The organism is Cupriavidus sp. (genome assembly GCF_057315035.1).
In genome coordinates, this window is record NZ_DBHKYV010000004.1 from 62,135 (window position 1) to 79,116 (window position 16,982).

General features: G+C 63.7%; 16 protein-coding genes. All 16 read left to right on the plus strand.

Annotated elements, in window-relative coordinates; genetic code table 11:
* Nucleotides 1-59 precede the first annotated feature (59 nt).
* The gene (locus ACO550_RS08835) at nt 60-2,030 is read left to right on the plus strand and encodes a bifunctional diguanylate cyclase/phosphodiesterase (RefSeq protein ID WP_315595929.1); all 1,971 of its coding nucleotides are present in this window, start codon (nt 60-62) and stop codon (nt 2,028-2,030) included.
* 182 nt (nt 2,031-2,212) lie between these two features.
* The gene (locus ACO550_RS08840; protein ID WP_315595930.1) at nt 2,213-2,596 is read left to right on the plus strand and encodes a response regulator; all 384 of its coding nucleotides are present in this window, start codon (nt 2,213-2,215) and stop codon (nt 2,594-2,596) included.
* 164 nt (nt 2,597-2,760) lie between these two features.
* Nucleotides 2,761-3,249 carry a chemotaxis protein CheW gene (locus ACO550_RS08845; protein WP_315595931.1) on the plus strand — a complete coding sequence of 163 codons (489 nt, stop codon included), beginning with the start codon at nt 2,761-2,763 and terminating at the stop codon, nt 3,247-3,249.
* An 85-nt stretch (nt 3,250-3,334) separates the two neighbouring features.
* The gene (locus ACO550_RS08850) at nt 3,335-4,972 is read left to right on the plus strand and encodes a methyl-accepting chemotaxis protein (RefSeq protein WP_315595932.1); all 1,638 of its coding nucleotides are present in this window, start codon (nt 3,335-3,337) and stop codon (nt 4,970-4,972) included.
* 172 nt (nt 4,973-5,144) lie between these two features.
* Nucleotides 5,145-7,004: a methyl-accepting chemotaxis protein gene (locus ACO550_RS08855; protein WP_315595933.1), complete on the plus strand. Its 1,860-nt coding sequence runs from the start codon at nt 5,145-5,147 to the stop codon at nt 7,002-7,004.
* 116 nt (nt 7,005-7,120) lie between these two features.
* Nucleotides 7,121-7,873 (plus strand): DUF4088 domain-containing protein, encoded by a 753-nt coding sequence (locus tag ACO550_RS08860; RefSeq protein WP_315595934.1) that lies wholly within the window; start codon nt 7,121-7,123, stop codon nt 7,871-7,873.
* A 390-nt stretch (nt 7,874-8,263) separates the two neighbouring features.
* Complete coding sequence (gene flhD, locus ACO550_RS08865) at nt 8,264-8,581, plus strand: flagellar transcriptional regulator FlhD (RefSeq protein ID WP_315595935.1); 318 nt, start codon at nt 8,264-8,266, stop codon at nt 8,579-8,581.
* Nucleotides 8,578-9,183 (plus strand): flagellar transcriptional regulator FlhC, encoded by a 606-nt coding sequence (flhC, locus tag ACO550_RS08870; protein ID WP_315595936.1) that lies wholly within the window; start codon nt 8,578-8,580, stop codon nt 9,181-9,183. The genes flhD and flhC overlap by 4 nt, the downstream gene beginning before the upstream one ends.
* Before the next feature lie 123 nt (nt 9,184-9,306).
* Nucleotides 9,307-10,170: a flagellar motor stator protein MotA gene (gene motA, locus ACO550_RS08875; RefSeq protein WP_315595937.1), complete on the plus strand. Its 864-nt coding sequence runs from the start codon at nt 9,307-9,309 to the stop codon at nt 10,168-10,170.
* Nucleotides 10,171-10,183: 13 nt separating this feature from the next.
* Complete coding sequence (gene motB / locus ACO550_RS08880; protein ID WP_315595938.1) at nt 10,184-11,155, plus strand: flagellar motor protein MotB; 972 nt, start codon at nt 10,184-10,186, stop codon at nt 11,153-11,155.
* Nucleotides 11,156-11,220: 65 nt separating this feature from the next.
* Nucleotides 11,221-13,260, plus strand: a complete 2,040-nt coding sequence (cheA, locus tag ACO550_RS08885; protein WP_315595939.1) for a chemotaxis protein CheA — start codon at nt 11,221-11,223, stop codon at nt 13,258-13,260.
* 21 nt (nt 13,261-13,281) lie between these two features.
* Nucleotides 13,282-13,776 (plus strand): chemotaxis protein CheW, encoded by a 495-nt coding sequence (locus tag ACO550_RS08890; RefSeq protein ID WP_315595940.1) that lies wholly within the window; start codon nt 13,282-13,284, stop codon nt 13,774-13,776.
* A 66-nt stretch (nt 13,777-13,842) separates the two neighbouring features.
* Complete coding sequence (locus tag ACO550_RS08895) at nt 13,843-14,754, plus strand: CheR family methyltransferase (protein ID WP_315595941.1); 912 nt, start codon at nt 13,843-13,845, stop codon at nt 14,752-14,754.
* The gene (gene cheD, locus ACO550_RS08900) at nt 14,751-15,413 is read left to right on the plus strand and encodes a chemoreceptor glutamine deamidase CheD (RefSeq protein ID WP_485994631.1); all 663 of its coding nucleotides are present in this window, start codon (nt 14,751-14,753) and stop codon (nt 15,411-15,413) included. The genes ACO550_RS08895 and cheD overlap by 4 nt, the downstream gene beginning before the upstream one ends.
* Nucleotides 15,414-15,436: 23 nt before the next feature.
* Nucleotides 15,437-16,510, plus strand: coding sequence for a chemotaxis-specific protein-glutamate methyltransferase CheB (locus ACO550_RS08905; RefSeq protein ID WP_315595942.1), 1,074 nt, complete (start codon nt 15,437-15,439; stop codon nt 16,508-16,510).
* Nucleotides 16,511-16,589: 79 nt separating this feature from the next.
* On the plus strand, nt 16,590-16,976 hold the full coding sequence (gene cheY, locus ACO550_RS08910; RefSeq protein WP_315595943.1) for a chemotaxis response regulator CheY: 387 nt from the start codon (nt 16,590-16,592) through the stop codon (nt 16,974-16,976).
* The last annotated feature ends 6 nt before the right edge of the window (nt 16,977-16,982 follow it).

The following is a 16,982-nucleotide window of genomic DNA, read 5'->3' on the forward strand; positions in this document are numbered from 1 at the left end:
TGTTTGCCCCATATCCTGGTGTTTCCCGCGCACTCGCTGTTCTTCTTCGCGCAGCCCCAATGATTGCCACGATTTCCATCCTATCGCTGCTTGCAGCCCTGCTCGGCGTTCTGGCCGCGCGGAGCTTTCGCGCGGCCAAAACGGAAGGCGAGCAGGGGCGCAAGGTTGTCCGGTCACTGGCGTGGTCGGCAGCCCTGATGTCACAAGTCACGCTGGGCATGCCGCTCTGGGTGACGCTGGCCTCCGGTACCCTGACCGCTGCCAACGATGGCACCAAGCTGGCCGCCACCCTTGCCGCGACGCTTGCCGCCAGCGTGGTCGTATCCCATGTGTCGACGCCGGTCCTGCAATGGTTGCGGCATGGCGGGCGCGGCTGGCACCTGGCCATCGTTGCGGCCATGCTTGCCGGCGGCGGCCTGGTTGCGGTAGCTGGCGCGCGCCTGGGCCGGGCATGCGGTAGCGCATCGCTGACGGCGCGCGCCTGCATCGACGGCGCCGGCCATGGTCCCGTGTGGCTTGCGGGTGGGCTCGCGCTGCTGTGTTCGGCGTTGTACGCCATGCATTGGATGCAGTCGCGCAAATGGGCTGCCTCGCTTGCCGACTCGAACGTTGCCGACGAAGCGGACGATTTCCCGTCCGGCGTACGGCCTGGCGAGTCACGCCTGGTCCGCCGTGGCTCGGGTCGTCTGGCGAAACTGACCGTACGGCCGTCGGGACGCGACCAGCCACCGGTTGGCGAGTACAGCGTGAGCACCGACCTGCCCGACCGCACCGCCTTTGCGCGGTGGCTTGACCAGACCATTGCGCACGCGAGGCTGTCCGAAACCAGCTGCGCGGTGTTGCTGATTCACATAGCCGATTTCCGCGAGGTGGACGAGGTCTTCGAAGTACGTGCCGACGACATTCTCGCGCAGGACGCCGGCGCGCTGGCGCAGGCGGCCCTGGAGCCCCATCATTTCCTGGCGCGACTGGCGCGCGACGAGTTCGCGGTTGGCGTCCCCGAGCTGGTGCAGCATAGCCGTGCCCATGACCTTGGTGCGCGTGTGCTGGGATCATTGTCCGAATTCGTGGCCGCGCGAGGCCTGCAGATGCAGATCGGCGTGAACATCGGCATCGCCATCTATCCGCGCGATGCGGCAACGTCGGAATCGCTGATGCAGGCGGCGCGTGTCAGCCTGTCGGAGGCGCGTGAAAGCGGGTCGAACCAGATGCGGGTGTTCAACTCCGCCGCGGGCGAACGCGCGCGCCGCATGCGCGTGATCCGGCGCGATCTGTGGCCGGCCATCCAGGACGATGCGCTGTCGCTGGTGTACCAGCCCAAGTACGACGTGAAGACGCGCGGCGTGGTGGGTGCCGAAGCACTATGCCGGTGGCGCCATCCTACGCTTGGCGCGATCAATCCGGCCGAGTTCATCATGGTGGCCGAGCAGTCCGGACAGATCGACAAGCTCGACGACTGGGTGATCTCGCAGGTTTGCGCGCAGGTACGTGCGTGGCAGGACTCGGGGCTGCCGGTGGTGCCGGTGGCGATCAACGTGTCCGGCCTGCGTTTTGCCAGCCGCAACTTTGCCCAGTACCTGCTTGAACAGATCCATCAGCATGACATTCCGCCGTCGGCCATCACGCTCGAAATTACCGAGACCGCGGCGATGAAGGACATCGGCAAGTCGATGGAAACGCTGGCCGACCTGCAGTCGCTCGGTATCCACGTGGCGTTGGACGATTTCGGCAGCGGCTATTCGAGCCTGGGTTACCTGAAGCGGTTGCGCGTGGGCACGCTCAAGATCGACCGCACGCTGATCGGCGGGCTCGATGCCGACCTTCAGGGCCGGGCCATCGTTGGATCGATGGTGGCGCTGGCGCACGAATTGCGCATGAAGGTGGTGGCGGAGGGCGTGGAATCGGCCTCGCAGCTCGATATCCTGCATTCCATGGGCTGTGACGAAGTGCAGGGCTACCTGATGGCGATGCCGCTCGACGTCCCGGCCTTTGTCGATCTGCTGCACAGCGCGCGGCCGCTGCGCGCGTAGGTCCCGGACGTTCGTCGGAAAAAATTTGTGGGCGGCAACTCTAAAGCGTGCGCGCCAGGTGTCGATATGACAGAGGCAGGGCACCGGCACATGCGGGCAATCGCACGGGCCAGCCGCTGGCCCGTCCGTCGCCGGCCGCTATGCCTTGCCACTGGCGGACCAACCTTCCACGAAAGTCCCCGATGTCCCTTCCGCACATCCTTGTTGTCGACGATTCGCCATCGTTGCGCCGCATGACCGGCGCCTGCCTGCGGGCGGGCGGATTCACGGTGACCGAAGCCTCCGACGGCAAGGAGGCGCATGAGGTGGCCCTGGAAGGCCAGTTCGGCATGCTGGTCACGGACCAGGTCATGCCTGGCATGGATGGGCTGTCGCTGATTCGCGCGTTGCGCGCCACACCCGCCTACGCGGCGATCCCGATCCTTATGCTGTCGACCGAGCACGACGACCGCATCCTGAGCCAGGCGCGCGAAGCCGGCGCATCGGGCTTCCTGGCCAAGCCGTTCGATCCCGACGAGCTGATGGCGTCGGTTCACGCGTTGCTGACCCCTCCCACGGAGGGGTAAATCCGCCCCCAAGTCGGTCTTAATTCACCCCGCATTACGCCGTTATTGCTGGAGGGCCATAGCAGGAGGTCCGGCCGCGTTCCGGGCCGGTCACTGCCTCGGGTCGCCAGCAGCCAGGGGCAGAGCTACCCCGGCCACGACCAACCATGCCAGCGGGGGCAACCATGAACACGAGTAACAACCGTGCTGACGGCGCGGGAGAAGAATTCCTGGCCTTCCGGCTCGGTCGCGAAGAGTACGGCATCGACATCCTCAAGGTCCAGGAGATCCGTGGCTACGAAACGGTCACGCAGATCGCCAATGCGCCCGCCTATCTGAAGGGCGTGGTCAATCTGCGCGGCATCATCGTCCCGATCATCGACCTGCGCATCAAGTTCCAGCAGGCCGAGATCAGCTATGACCAGTACACCGTGGTGATCATCGTTGACATCAATCAACGTACCACGGGCATCGTGGTTGACGGCGTTTCCGATGTGCTCACGCTGACCCCTGCGCAGATCAAGCCGGCACCGGCACTGTCGGGCGGTGTGGAAACCGATTACATCCGCGGACTCGGTTCACTCGAAGGTCGCATGCTGATCCTCGCCGATATCGAGAAGCTGATGAATGTCGACGACCTCGCGGCGCTGGACGCTGCCGCCGGCGCCATCTGAAGTCCATTTCCTGTAAGCCGTCCGTCGCGCCCGCGCGAGATGCGTTACGCACGGACCGGAAGCATTCAACGCAAGTCCATCATTCATGCGTAACAACCAGCCCGTCACCCAGCGCGAGCATGCGCTTTCGCCGAACGACTACCTGATCTCGCGAACCGATCTCAAGGGGCGGATCACGTTCGCGAACCGGGCGTTCGTCGAGATCAGCGGCTTCTCCGCCGACGAGTTGCTGGGGGCGCCACACAACCTCGTGCGTCATCCGGACATGCCGCCGGAAGCGTTTGCCGACCTCTGGGCGTCGATCGAGGCTGGCAGGTCGTGGGTGGGCATCGTCAAGAACCGTCGCAAGGATGGCGACCACTACTGGGTGCAGGCCACGGTGACGCCGACACGCGTCGACGGCCGCACCATTGGCTATACGTCGGTGCGCTCGATGGCCACACGGGACCAGATCGACGCTGCCGAAGCCGCGTACCGGCGTTTCCGGGAAAACCGTGCCGCGGGTCTGGCGATCCGCGACGGCGCCGTGGTGCGAACCGGCGTGGCGGGTTTCATCGGACGTCTTGCCCGCATCAATCTCAGGCGCCGCATTCTCTGGGCGCAACTGGCCGGGCTGGTGTGGTTCCTGGTGGCACTGGCCGGCGTGCACTGGATGTCGCCGGAAGCCGCCGTGCAACTGTGGCCGTGGTTGTGGGGCGCGTTTGCGCTGGCCGTGATTTCTTCGTTTGCCGCGGGGGCGCTGCTGGTGTCGCGTGTGGAGCGCCCGGTTGGCGAGATGCTGGATTTTGCGCTGCGCATGGGTGCCGGCGACCTGACCACGACGTTCGAACACAAGTCTGCCGACGAGGTGGGCGCACTCGCGCGTGCCATGCGCACGATGCAGCGTAGCCTGCTTTCGGTGGTGCATGACATCCAGGAAGGCATGGCCAGCATTTCCACGGCCACGCATCAGGTGGCGGCGGGCAACAACGACCTCTCGCAACGCACCGGTCAGCAGGCAGCTTCGCTCGAGGAAACCGCGTCGAGCATGGAGCAGCTGACCGGCACCGTGCGCCAGAACGCCGACAACGCACGCCAGGCCAGTGGCCTGGCGGTCAATGCATCGGATACCGCCGTGCGTGGTGGCGAGGCCGTGGGCCGTGTGGTGCAGACGATGGACGAGATCAACGAAGCATCGCGCAAGATCGTCGACATCGTGGGCGTGATCGAGGGCATCGCGTTCCAGACCAACATCCTGGCGCTCAATGCCGCCGTGGAAGCCGCGCGCGCCGGGGAACAAGGCCGTGGCTTTGCGGTAGTGGCGGGCGAAGTGCGCAGCCTGGCGCAACGCAGCGCCAACGCGGCCAAGGAAATCAAGAACCTGATCGGTAATACCGTATCGCGCGTGGAAAACGGCTCCGCCCTGGTCAGCGAGGCCGGCGCGACGATGGACGAGATCGTGCAGGCCGTAAAGCGCGTCACCGACATCATGGGCGATATCAGCTCCGCTTCGGTGGAGCAGAGCGCGGGTATCGAGCAGGTGAACGAGGCCGTGGCGCAGATGGATGAAGTCACGCAGCAGAACGCAGCATTGGTGGAGCAGGCCGCAGCCGCGGCCGGCTCGCTGGAGGAACAGGCCGACCGCTTGCGCGAGTCGATCTCCACGTTCCGCGTGAGCACGCAGGCCGAAGCCAGGCCCGCACGCAAGCGCCAGATGGAGACGGCAGTGGAAGCAGTCGGCTGAAGTGGGGAGCGGGCCCGCGTCCACATGGACAAGGGCCGCACAGCGCCGCGCCAGAAGCGTGGCATCAGGAACGGGGCAAAGCGGCCGCCCAAGCAGGCGGCAGCGACAACAACTCGGGACGGTGCATCGCAGGCCATCCCGGTCTTTTCTGACAGAAGAAGGGGGTAGTTCTATGCAGTGGTTCAATCAACTACGCGTTACAACCAGGCTGATTGCCGGCTTCCTGGTTGTATCCGTGATCGGTGCCATCATCGGCCTGCTGGGCGTGGTCAACATGGGGCGAATGGCGGAATGGACCGGCAAGATCTACAACACCGACCTGCAGGCTCTGAAGGCCGTGCAGGACGGCAATATCAACCTGGTCTACGCCAGCCGCGCACAGATTGCGCTGCTGTCGGCGTCGACCATGGGCGAGCGCGCGACCGAGAAGGAAGAGATCCAGAAATCGCTGACCGCGATGGAGGCACGTGTAAAAACTGCCAAGGAATCCTTCACCCAGCCTGAGGGCCAGGCGCTGTTCAAGCAGTACGAGACGCTGGTGCCGCCGTTCCGTGACCGCATGCTCAAGTATGTGGAACTGGTCAGCAAGCAGCCGCTCGATACCTCGCAGTTCGAAAGCACCGTGTTCACGGAGAGCGCGGATCTGCTCAAGGAAAGCCGCGCGCTGGAAGAAGTGTTGTTCAAGATGGTCAAGCGCCGCGATGAGCGCGCGAAGTCCAACATGGAAGAATCGACCAGCGTCTACAACAGCTCGCGTGTGCTGATGCTGCTGCTGGTGCTGGGCGGCGGGGTGGTGTCGGTACTGCTGGGCTGGTTCCTGGCTCGGCAGTTGTCGCGCCAGCTTGGCGGCGAGCCGGGCTATGCGGCGTCGATCGCGGCGCGTATCGCCGACGGCGATTTCTCGGACAAGGTCGACCTGCGCGCCAATGACCAGAACAGCCTGCTGCACGCAATGAGCCAGATGCAGCAGCAGTTGTCGGGTATGGTGCGCGATTTCAAGGAGTCGGCCGAATCGATCGGTACGGCTTCGCGTGAGATCGCGGCCGGCAACAACGACCTGTCGCAGCGTACCGAGCAACAGGCCGCCTCGCTCGAGGAAACCGCGTCGAGCATGGAGCAACTGACCAGCACCGTGCGCCAGAATGCCGACAACGCGCGTCAGGCCAGCGGCCTGGCAGCCAACGCATCGGAAACGGCCGTGCGTGGTGGCGAGGTGGTGGGCCAGGTGGTGCAGACCATGGGCGAGATCAACGGCGCATCGCGCAAGATCGTCGACATCATCGGCGTGATCGAAGGCATTGCGTTCCAGACCAACATCCTGGCGCTGAACGCCGCCGTGGAAGCGGCGCGTGCCGGCGAACAGGGCCGTGGCTTTGCGGTGGTGGCCGGCGAGGTGCGCAGCCTGGCGCAACGCAGCGCCAATGCGGCCAAGGAAATCAAGACGCTGATCGACAACTCGGTGGCGCAGGTCGATACCGGCGCCGCACTGGTCAGCCAGGCCGGCACCACGATGGACGAGATCGTGCAGGCCGTGAAGCGCGTGACCGACATCATGGGCGAGATCAGCGCCGCTTCGGCCGAGCAGAGCTCGGGCATCGAGCAGGTCAACCAGGCCGTGGCGCAGATGGATGAAGTGACGCAGCAGAACGCGGCACTGGTGGAACAGGCCGCGGCGGCTGCAGGATCGCTGCAGGACCAGGCGGGCCGCCTGATGGAGTCGGTGTCTGGCTTCCGCCTGTCGCACGACGATGCCGTGACGTCGACGCCGATGCTCGCCGCACCAGTCGCACCGGCTGCTCGTCCAAACGTGCGTTCGACGGTCCGCCCGGGTACGAAGCCCGTCGTGGCACGCACCACGAAGGGTCGCAAGCCGGGCAAGCCGGCTGGTACCGCACTGGTGGCCGCTGCCGCGGCGTCGGCCATGACTGAAGTTGCCGACGAAGATGCCGATAGCCAGAAGAAGCGCCCCGCGCTCACGGCAGCATCGACGGGCAGCAGCGCGTCCGACAACGGTGACTGGAGCGCCTTCTGAACGTCATGTAAAGCTCGCATGAGCAGAGCATGAACGCCATCGGATAGTGATGGCGCGCGCCCCGGCACCAGCTTTGTAAAAGTTGCGCCGGGGCGCTTACTCGTCTGAACAACATCATGAATACCGACATCAGCCTGTCCCTGTCGGCCGAAGCTACGGCAAGGCTGCGCGCGGACTTCGATGCATTTGTAAAAGTTTCCACCGGACTCGACGCGCAATTCATTCCGCCTGCGTTTGACGACTTCCTGCGCGCGCGCCTGATGCAGCAGGATGGCCCGCTGACCGAGCGCGCCGTGATGCGGCTATTGGCCAGCGGCGAGTACGGTTGGGCCAGGAAGGTCTTCGACAAGCAACTGCCAAACGCGCTGGCTGCATTGATGCGCGATGCCGAGCGCTTTGGCTTTGGCCTGGCCGTGCAGCCCGAGTGGACAACGCAGCAGCGCGTGGAACACGCGCGCGAATGGGCCACGAACATCCTGTCCGAGGCGGGCGCCGATGCGGCCTTCACGGAAGCGCTGGCGGCGCAGATCGCGTCGTCGGCCATCGATATCCGCACGCTTGAAGAGCGGATGCGCACGCCGGCATGGCGCATTGCCGACAGCCTGCGCCAACGCGCGTACGACGTCATGTACGCGTTGCAGACCGAGCCAAGCGAGGCGCTGGGGCGCAGCAAGGTAGGCGAACTGCGTGCGTTGCTGGGGCTTGCGCTGGAATACGGCTCGGTCAGCGCTGACGAGGCCTCGCGCGTGCTCGAGCAAGTGGAACGTGCACGTCCTCATCTGTTTCGCGAGGCGCCCGACGATGTGTTTGCACGGCTTGCCGCGTGGTTGCGGCGCGTGTTTAACCAAGGCGCGCTCGTTCGTCAATAGTGGATTCCGGCAACCCCGTTTTCTGCTGTGACGTGTGCACCGCAACGAAGGCGTGTCCGTTCAGTACGCTAACTGTTACGCCTTTGATGTAAATCAGAAGACAGTCGTGGGGTCTGTTACAAAATTCGCGACCTATGTCTTTTCTGTACGACATTTGCCAATGCCCAACGTAAGTAGGGATTGGCATTTCAGGCGAATTGCCGATATAAACGTAACAGTTTCACTTACACTCTGTAACATCTGTAACGTTTAAGAGTTAAGGTGTAACCGGGCGCAGTTCCTTTCGTAGTACGTTGTACCCACTCGAACACGCACCAAACGATCTGGTCGCCGGCCTAGCCGGTAAGCGCTGGACAAGCGGTCGAGGGGTTTTTTGGTAGCGGGGAAAAATTGGAAAGCAGTGAAGTTCTCCAGGAGATCAGGGAGGTCAATCTTGCCTATCTCCTGCTCGCGCAACGACTCGTGCGCGAAAATCAGGTGGAAGCCATGTTCAGGCTTGGTGTCAGCAAGGAAATTGCTGAGATCCTTGCCAAGCTGACCTCGGCGCAACTCGTCAAGCTGGCCGCATCGAATATGGTGCTGTGCCGTTTCCGCTTCGACGATCACGCGCTGCTGTCCACGCTCACCCACACGGCCAAGAACCATGATATGCAGCAGATCCACGCTGCTATCCTGCTGGCCCGGCAACCTGTGGAGTCGCTCAATTGACAGCGCTCCTCCAGGCCCAGCCGGCCCGCAGCTTCACGGCCACTCCCGTCCCCAACCGCAAGAGCGTCCTGCAGGACGCCAACCAGACCCAGCTCGCCATCGAGCTGATCGGCCTGGGTGCACGCCTGCAGGTGCTTGAAGCCGAGACCACGCTCTCGCGCGACCGGTTGATCCGCCTCTACAAGGAGCTGCGGGGCGCGTCGCCGCCCAAGGGCATGCTCCCGTTCTCGACAGACTGGTTCACGACCTGGCTGCCGAATATCCATTCGTCGCTGTTCTTCTCGGCGTACCAGTTCATGGTGCAGGAAGGCGAGACGTCGGGCATTCGCGCGGTAGTGGCCGCTTATCGTCTGTACCTCGAACACGTTTCGCTGCTTGGCGGCGAAATCGTCTTAAGTTTCACCCGTGCCTGGACGTTAGTACGGTTTTTCGAGAGCAACATGCTGCAGCTTTCCACGTGCACCTGTTGCGGCGGCCAGTTCGTGACGCATGCCTATGAGCCGCACGCGAACTTTGTCTGCAGCCTGTGCCGTCCGCCTTCGCGCGCCGGAAAGGTAAAGAAGCTCTCGAAAGACGCCGCAGCCGCGCAGACCCAAGCCTGATTCCATCCGGCCTGACGTCCGCGTAGCAGGTGGGCCCCGGTACCGGTGGGTGGTGACCCCGCTCGTCCGTACCGGACGCCCTGATGCGTGCCTGACGCGTGTTTTTCAGACGGGGATCCGATCGTGCTAGTAGTTATTGGCTATGTCGTCGTAGTCGTGGCGGTGCTGGGTGGTTACGCCCTCACCGGCGGCCATATGGGCGCGCTGTATCAACCGGCGGAGCTCATCATCATCGGCGGTGCAGCCGTTGGCGCATTCATCAGCTCCAACAGCGGCAAGGCCATCAAGGCCACGATGAAGGCCATGCCCTCGCTGTTCAAGGGCTCCAAGTACAAGAAGGACCTGTACCTGGACGTGATGGCCTTGCTGTACGTGCTGCTGTCCAAGGCCCGCCGCGAGGGCATCCTGTTCCTCGAAAAGGAAATTGCCGATCCCGCATCCAGCAGTGTCTTCAGTCAGTACCCGCGTATCCTGGCCGACGCCAAGATGATGGAGTTCCTGACCGACTACCTGCGCATGATGGTCAACGGCAACATGAACGCGTTCGAGATCGAGGCGCTCATGGACCACGAAATCGAAACGTTCCGCCACGAGGCCGAGATTCCCGCCCATGCGCTGTCACGCGTCGGCGACGGCCTGCCCGCGTTCGGTATCGTGGCCGCCGTGATGGGCGTGGTGCATGCGCTGGCCTCGGCCGACCTGCCGCCGGCCGAACTGGGCGCCCTGATCGCCCACGCCATGGTGGGAACGTTCCTGGGCATTCTGCTGGCTTACGGTTTCGTGTCGCCGCTGGCGTCGCGAATTGAACACCAGGTGTCCGAGAGCATCAAGATGTACGAGTGCATCAAGGTCACCCTGCTGGCTTCGCTCAATGGGTATGCACCGCTGGTGGCGGTGGAATTCGGCCGCAAGGTGCTGTACTCCACGGTACGTCCGTCGTTCCTCGAGCTCGACGACCACGTCCGTGAAGTCAAGAGCCTGACCTGACGGGAGAGCAGCCATGAGCAGCGCCCAGGACCTGCGTCCGATCATTATCAAGAAGGCGAAGTCGCACGCCAAACCGCACGGCAACCATAGCTGGAAGATCGCCTACGCCGACTTCATGACGGCCATGATGGCGCTTTTCCTGGTGCTGTGGCTGTTGAGCTCGGCTTCCCCGAAGACGCTGGTCGGCGTGGCCGATTATTTCAAGACGCCGCTCAAGGTGGCCATGGCCGGTGGCGACAAGAGCAGCTTGTCGAAGAGCGTGATTCCGGGCGGCGGCAAGGACCCGATGGCCAAGGACGGCGAAGTCATGAAGGCCATGACCAATGACCCGTCCGACGCCCAACGCCGCCGCGATCAGCTCGACAGCGAGCGCCTGCGCGCGCTGAAGGGCCGCCTCGAGCAGATCATCGAGAACAACCCGACGCTGCGCCAGTTCCGTCCGCAGTTGCTGCTGGACATCACCAGCGAGGGGCTGCGCATCCAGATCCTGGATACGCAGAATCGCCCGATGTTCCGTACCGGAAGCGCGGCGGTGGAGCCCTACATGCGCACGATCCTGCGTGAGATCGGGCCGGTACTCAACGAGATGCCGAACAAGGTCAGCCTCTCGGGCCATACCGATTCGGCCACGTACATGATGGGCGAACGCGCCTACAGCAACTGGGAACTGTCCGCCGATCGTGCCAATGCCTCGCGCCAGGAACTGATCGCGGGCGGCATGCAGGAAGGCAAGGTGCTGCGTGTGCTGGGCCTGGCGGACACCATGCCGCTGGAGAAGAACGATCCGCTGGCGGCCGTCAACCGGCGCATCAGCATCGTGGTGCTCAACAAGCGCGCGCAAGCCCAGTTCGAAACGGAGAATGCCAGCGCCGCCGAAGTTTCGGTGCAGGTCCAGAAGGGCCGTGCCGCGGAAGAAATGCAGGCGCAGCTGGAGGCAGCGTCTGCGGCCGGGGCAAAGCCGGCCACGCAGCCCAAGGGCAAGTAGGAATGAGATGCGCCGTCGCGGTGAACGGCGCGTCTTCCAGAGCAATCTAGCGAGCCAGGACGATCATGTCTGTCGATATCGATATCACGCAGTTCTACCAGACCTTCTTCGAAGAGGCAGAGGAACTGCTCGTAGAAATGGAGCAGCTGCTGCTCGAGGTGGACCTGGAGTCCCCCGACGCCGAGGCGCTCAACGCGATTTTCCGTGCCGCGCACTCGATCAAGGGCGGTGCCGCCACGTTCGGCTTTACGGCCCTGACCGAGACCACGCACATCTTTGAGAACCTGCTCGACCGTACGCGTCGGCGGGAACTGGCCCTGACACGGGTCATCATCGATACCTTTCTGGAAACCAAGGACGTGTTGCAAGACCAGCTCAACGCCTATCGCAACGGCACCGAACCCGATCCGGAAACGTTCGCGCGCATCTGCGCCGTCCTGCAGCAGCTGGCCCAGGAAGCCGGCGGCGATGCGGCGCATGCCCCGGCACCGGCTCCCGCTCCCGTTGCGGCCCCTGTCGTCGCCGCCGCTGCAGCCGCACCGGCCGGTGGCAATCTCAAGGTCCGCCTGATCAAGGTTTCGGCAGCCGACCAGGCGCTGCTGCGCGAGGAACTGGCCAACCTTGGCGAGATTACCGGGCAGGAAGAGGCCGATGGCGACCTGACCATCTGGCTGAACAGCCAGTGCGGTACCGATGACATCATCGCGGTCTGCTGCTTCGTGATCGACGAGAAGCAGATCACGGTGGAAGCTGTGGCGGCCGGCGAGGCACCCGCCGCGGCCGCCGCACCGGCACCCGTGGCCGCGCCGGCTCCGGTAGCCGCCGCACCCGCAACTGCACCCGCAGCTGCACCGGCCGCGAAGGAGAAGGAAAAGGAAAAAGCCAAGCCAGCCGCAGCGGCTGCGCATGCACCCGATTCCGGCTCGATCCGCGTGCCGACCGAAAAGGTCGACCAGATCATCAACCTGGTGGGCGAGCTCGTGATCACGCAGTCGATGCTGGCCCAGACCGCATCGTCGCTGGACCCGGTACTGTTCGACCGCCTGTTCTCCGGCATGGGGCAGCTCGAGCGCAATGCGCGCGATCTGCAGGAAGCGGTGATGTCGATCCGCATGATGCCGATGGACTATGTGTTCTCGCGCTTCCCGCGCCTGGTGCGCGACCTGGCCAGCAAGCTCGGCAAGCAGATCGACCTGGTCACGTTCGGCAAGGCGACCGAACTCGACAAGAGCCTGATCGAACGCATCATCGATCCGCTGACGCACCTGGTGCGCAACAGTTTGGATCATGGCATCGAGACCGCCGAGAAGCGCGTGGCCGCGGGCAAGGAGCCTACCGGCCAGCTGATCCTGTCCGCACAGCACGCGGGCGGCAACATCGTTATCGAAGTGAGCGACGACGGTGGCGGCCTGAACCGCGAACGCATCTTGTCCAAGGCGATCCAGAACGGTTTGCCCGGGGCATCGGAAAGCATGACCGACGACGAAGTCTGGCAGTTGATCTTCGCGCCGGGCTTCTCCACGGCTGAAGTCGTGACCGACGTGTCGGGCCGTGGCGTGGGCATGGACGTGGTGAAGCGGAACATCCAGGAGATGGGCGGTCACGTCGAAATCAGCTCGCGACCGGGGCTGGGTACCACCACGCGCATCGTGCTGCCGCTGACGCTGGCGATCCTGGATGGCATGTCGGTGCGTACTGGTGAAGAAACGTTCATCCTGCCGCTGAACTGCGTGATGGAGTCGCTGCAGCCGAAGGCCGAGGATGTGCACACCGCCGCCAACGGCGAGCGCGTGATGAATGTCCGCGGCGAGTACCTGCCGCTGCTGGAACTGCACAAGGTCTTCAACGTGGCCAATGCGGTGCAGGAGCCCACGCAGGGCATCGCCGTGATCCTGGCCGCCGAAGGCAAGCGCTTCGCGCTGCTGGTGGACCAGCTGATTGGTCAGCACCAGGTGGTCCTGAAGAACCTCGAAACCAACTATCGCAAGGTGCCGTGCATCTCTGCGGCGACGATCCTGGGCGACGGCAGCGTCGCGCTGATCGTGGACGTCGGCGCGCTGCAGCGTACCGGCGTGCGCCGCCAGGACCCGGTGTCCGTACAGTAATCGACAGCAAGGAGAACAGACATGGCCGGCATCGGACACATCGATACCCAGGGCAGTGAAGCCTCTGGCCAGGAATACCTGGTCTTCACGCTGGGCACCGAGGAATATGGCATCGACATCCTCAAGGTGCAGGAGATCCGTAGCTACGAGACGGTGACCCGCATTGCCAATGCACCCGATTTCATCAAGGGCGTGACGAACCTGCGCGGCGTAATCGTGCCGATCGTCGACCTGCGCCTCAAGTTCGACCTTGGCAACGTCCGTTATGACCACCAGACCGTGGTGATCATCCTGAACGTGGCGGGTCGCGTGGTGGGCATCGTCGTCGATGGCGTGTCGGACGTGCTTACGCTGACCGGCGACGACATCAAGCCGGCACCGGAGTTCGGCGTCTCGGTATCCAACGAACACCTGACTGGTCTCGGTTCGGTGGAAGGCCGGATGCTGATCCTGATCGACATCGAACGCATGATGACCAGCTCCGAGATGGAACTGATCGAAGCCGAGCTTGCCTGAACCGGCAAGCCGCGTCGTCCCCAAATCCGTATCGCCGTTGATCGGCAACCCTGACGAAATACACACATGACGCCGCTCCGTTCTTCCTCCAGCGCTACCGGGAAGCCAGGCGCGGCCGCCAATCCGGCTGCGCCGGTGCTGGCGCCGCTGCGCGACGACATGCGTGACTTCCTGCTGACCGAGCGTGACTTCGAGAAGGTCCGCGCGCTGATTCACAAGCGTGCGGGCATCTCGCTGGGCAGCCACAAGCGCGAGATGGTCTACAGCCGCCTGGCGCGGCGCCTGCGGTCGCTGCAGTTGAGCGACTTCGGCTCGTACCTGGAACTGCTCGAAGCCGATGACCGGTCGGACGAGTGGGAATACTTCACCAACGCGCTGACCACGAACCTGACGTCGTTCTTCCGGGAGGCGCACCATTTCCCGTTGCTGGCCGAGCACGCCAGGAAGGTTGGCCGCCCATACAGCGTATGGTGTGCCGCTGCGTCGACCGGCGAAGAACCGTACTCGATCGCCATCACATTGGCCGAGGCGCTTGGTGACCGTGCCGGTACCGTACTGGCCACCGATATCGATACCCAGGTCCTGGCCAAGGCACGGGCCGGGGTCTATACCTCCGAGCAGGTGGCACGCCTGTCGCAGGAACGGCTCAAGCGCTTCTTTCTCAAAGGCACCGGTGCGCGTGCCGGTGCGGTGAAGGTAAAGCCGGACCTGGCGTCGACCATCAGTTTCGAACCACTGAACCTGTTGGCGCCTGACTGGGGCATTCGCGAGAAATTCGACGCGATCTTCTGCCGCAACGTGATGATCTATTTCGACAAGCCGACCCAGGGCCGCATCCTGGAACGGTTTGCCCCGTTGCTGAAGCCGAACGGCCTGCTATTTGCCGGACATTCGGAGAATTTTTCGTATGTCACGCGTGCGTTCCAGTTGCGCGGACAGACCGTGTATGAACTGGCAGGCAAGGGCGGAGGTGCATGATGCGCGGCACCCCACAGATGCCCGAGGCCATCGCCACGCGCAAGTACTTCGACCGTGAATTTGGCAAGCAGGCCATCAAGCTTCTGCCTAACGAGTACTACGTGACCGGCGACGACGTGGTGCTGACCACGGTACTGGGCTCGTGCGTGGCCGCCTGCATTCGCGACGAAGTGGCCGGTGTCGGCGGCATGAACCACTTCATGCTGCCCGACGACGAGAACGCCGGCGCGGATCGCATGCTGTCCGCATCGATGCGCTACGGATGCTATGCGCTGGAAGTGCTGATCAATGAACTGCTGAAGATGGGTGCACGGCGCGAACGCCTGGAAGCCAAGGTTTTCGGTGGTGGCGCGGTACTGGCGAACATGACGACCCTCAATATTGGGGACCGGAATGCCGATTTCGTATTGAAGTACCTGCGCACCGAAGAGATTCGCGTGGCCGCGCAGGACCTGCGTGGCCCGCATGCGCGACGCGTCAGCTACTTCCCGCATACGGGCCTGGCGCTGGTGCGCCGGCTGACACGCCAGGACGATACGGTAGGCGTGGAACGCGAAGAGCGCGCGCTGGCACGCGTGCTGTCCACCTCCACGAAGGCACCCGCGCGTGGTGCCGTGGAATTGTTTACGCGGCAGGTATCGGCCAGGACGCCGACCTGAAACCTTAAGACGTAGAGACGAACATGACTGCCGCGAAGATCAAGGTGTTGTGCGTGGATGATTCCGCGCTGATCCGCAGCCTGATGACCGAGATCATCAACAGCCAGCCGGACATGGAAGTGGTGGGTACCGCGCCGGACCCACTGGTGGCGCGTGACATGATCAAGCGCCTGAACCCGGACGTGCTGACGCTGGACGTGGAAATGCCACGCATGGACGGGCTCGATTTCCTCGAGCGCCTGATGCGCTTGCGGCCGATGCCGGTGCTGATGGTGTCGTCGCTGACCGAGCGCGGGTCGGAAATCACGATGCGTGCGCTGGAACTTGGTGCGGTGGATTTCGTGACCAAGCCCAAGCTCGGCATTCGTGACGGGCTGATCGAGTACACCGACACGATCGCCGACAAGCTGCGCGCCGCCTCGCGCGCCCGCGTGAAGGCGCGGCCCGAAGCAGCGGCCGGTGCGGTGCCGGCTGCGCCGATCCTGCGTGCGCCGCTGCTGTCGACCGAAAAGCTGATCATCGTCGGCGCGTCGACCGGTGGTACCGAGGCTATCAAGGAGTTCCTGATGCCGCTGCCGCCCGATTCGCCGGCGGTCATGATCGTGCAGCATATGCCGGCCGGCTTCACCAAGTCGTTTGCGCAGCGTCTGAACGGCCTGTGCCGCATTACCGTCAAGGAAGCCGAGCACGGCGAACGCGTGCTGCCCGGCTACGCATACATTGCTCCGGGCGATTCGCACCTGTTGCTGGCGCGTAGCGGTGCCAACTACGTGGCGCACCTGTCGCAGGAAGCGCCCGTGAACCGCCATCGCCCGTCGGTGGATGTGCTGTTCGATTCCGCCGCCATCCACGGCGGCAAGAACGTGACCGGTGTGATCCTGACCGGCATGGGCAAGGACGGCGCGCGCGGCATGCTGCGCATGCGCGAGGCCGGATCGTACAACCTGGCGCAGGACGAACAGTCCTGCATCGTGTTTGGCATGCCGAAGGAGGCGATCGCCACTGGCGGCGTGCATGAAGTGGTGCCTTTGCACCAGATGAGCCAGCGCGTCATGGCGCACCTGGCGACGTTTGGTGCGCGGGCGCAGCGCGTGTAGTGCGGAACGACGCGCGAAGGTCAGATCAGAAACATCAACCGGATGACACCGTCATCCGCAACCGTATTGGAGCCGTATAGTGGACAAGAACATCAAGATCCTCGTGGTCGACGACTTCCCGACCATGCGTCGGATCATTCGTAACCTGCTCAAGGAGCTCGGGTTCACCAACGTCGAGGAAGCCGAAGACGGCGCCGCCGGCCTGGAGAAGGCCAAGGACGGCAGCTTCCAGTTCGTGGTGTCGGACTGGAACATGCCGAACATGGACGGCCTGACCATGCTGCAGTCGATCCGCGCGATTCCCGCGATCGCCAAGATTCCGGTGCTGATGGTGACCGCCGAAGCCAAGAAGGAAAACATCATTGCCGCCGCACAGGCCGGTGCCAACGGCTATGTGGTCAAGCCGTTTACCGCCGCCACGCTGGACGAGAAGATCACCAAGATCTTCGAGAAGATGGGTCAATAACAAGAG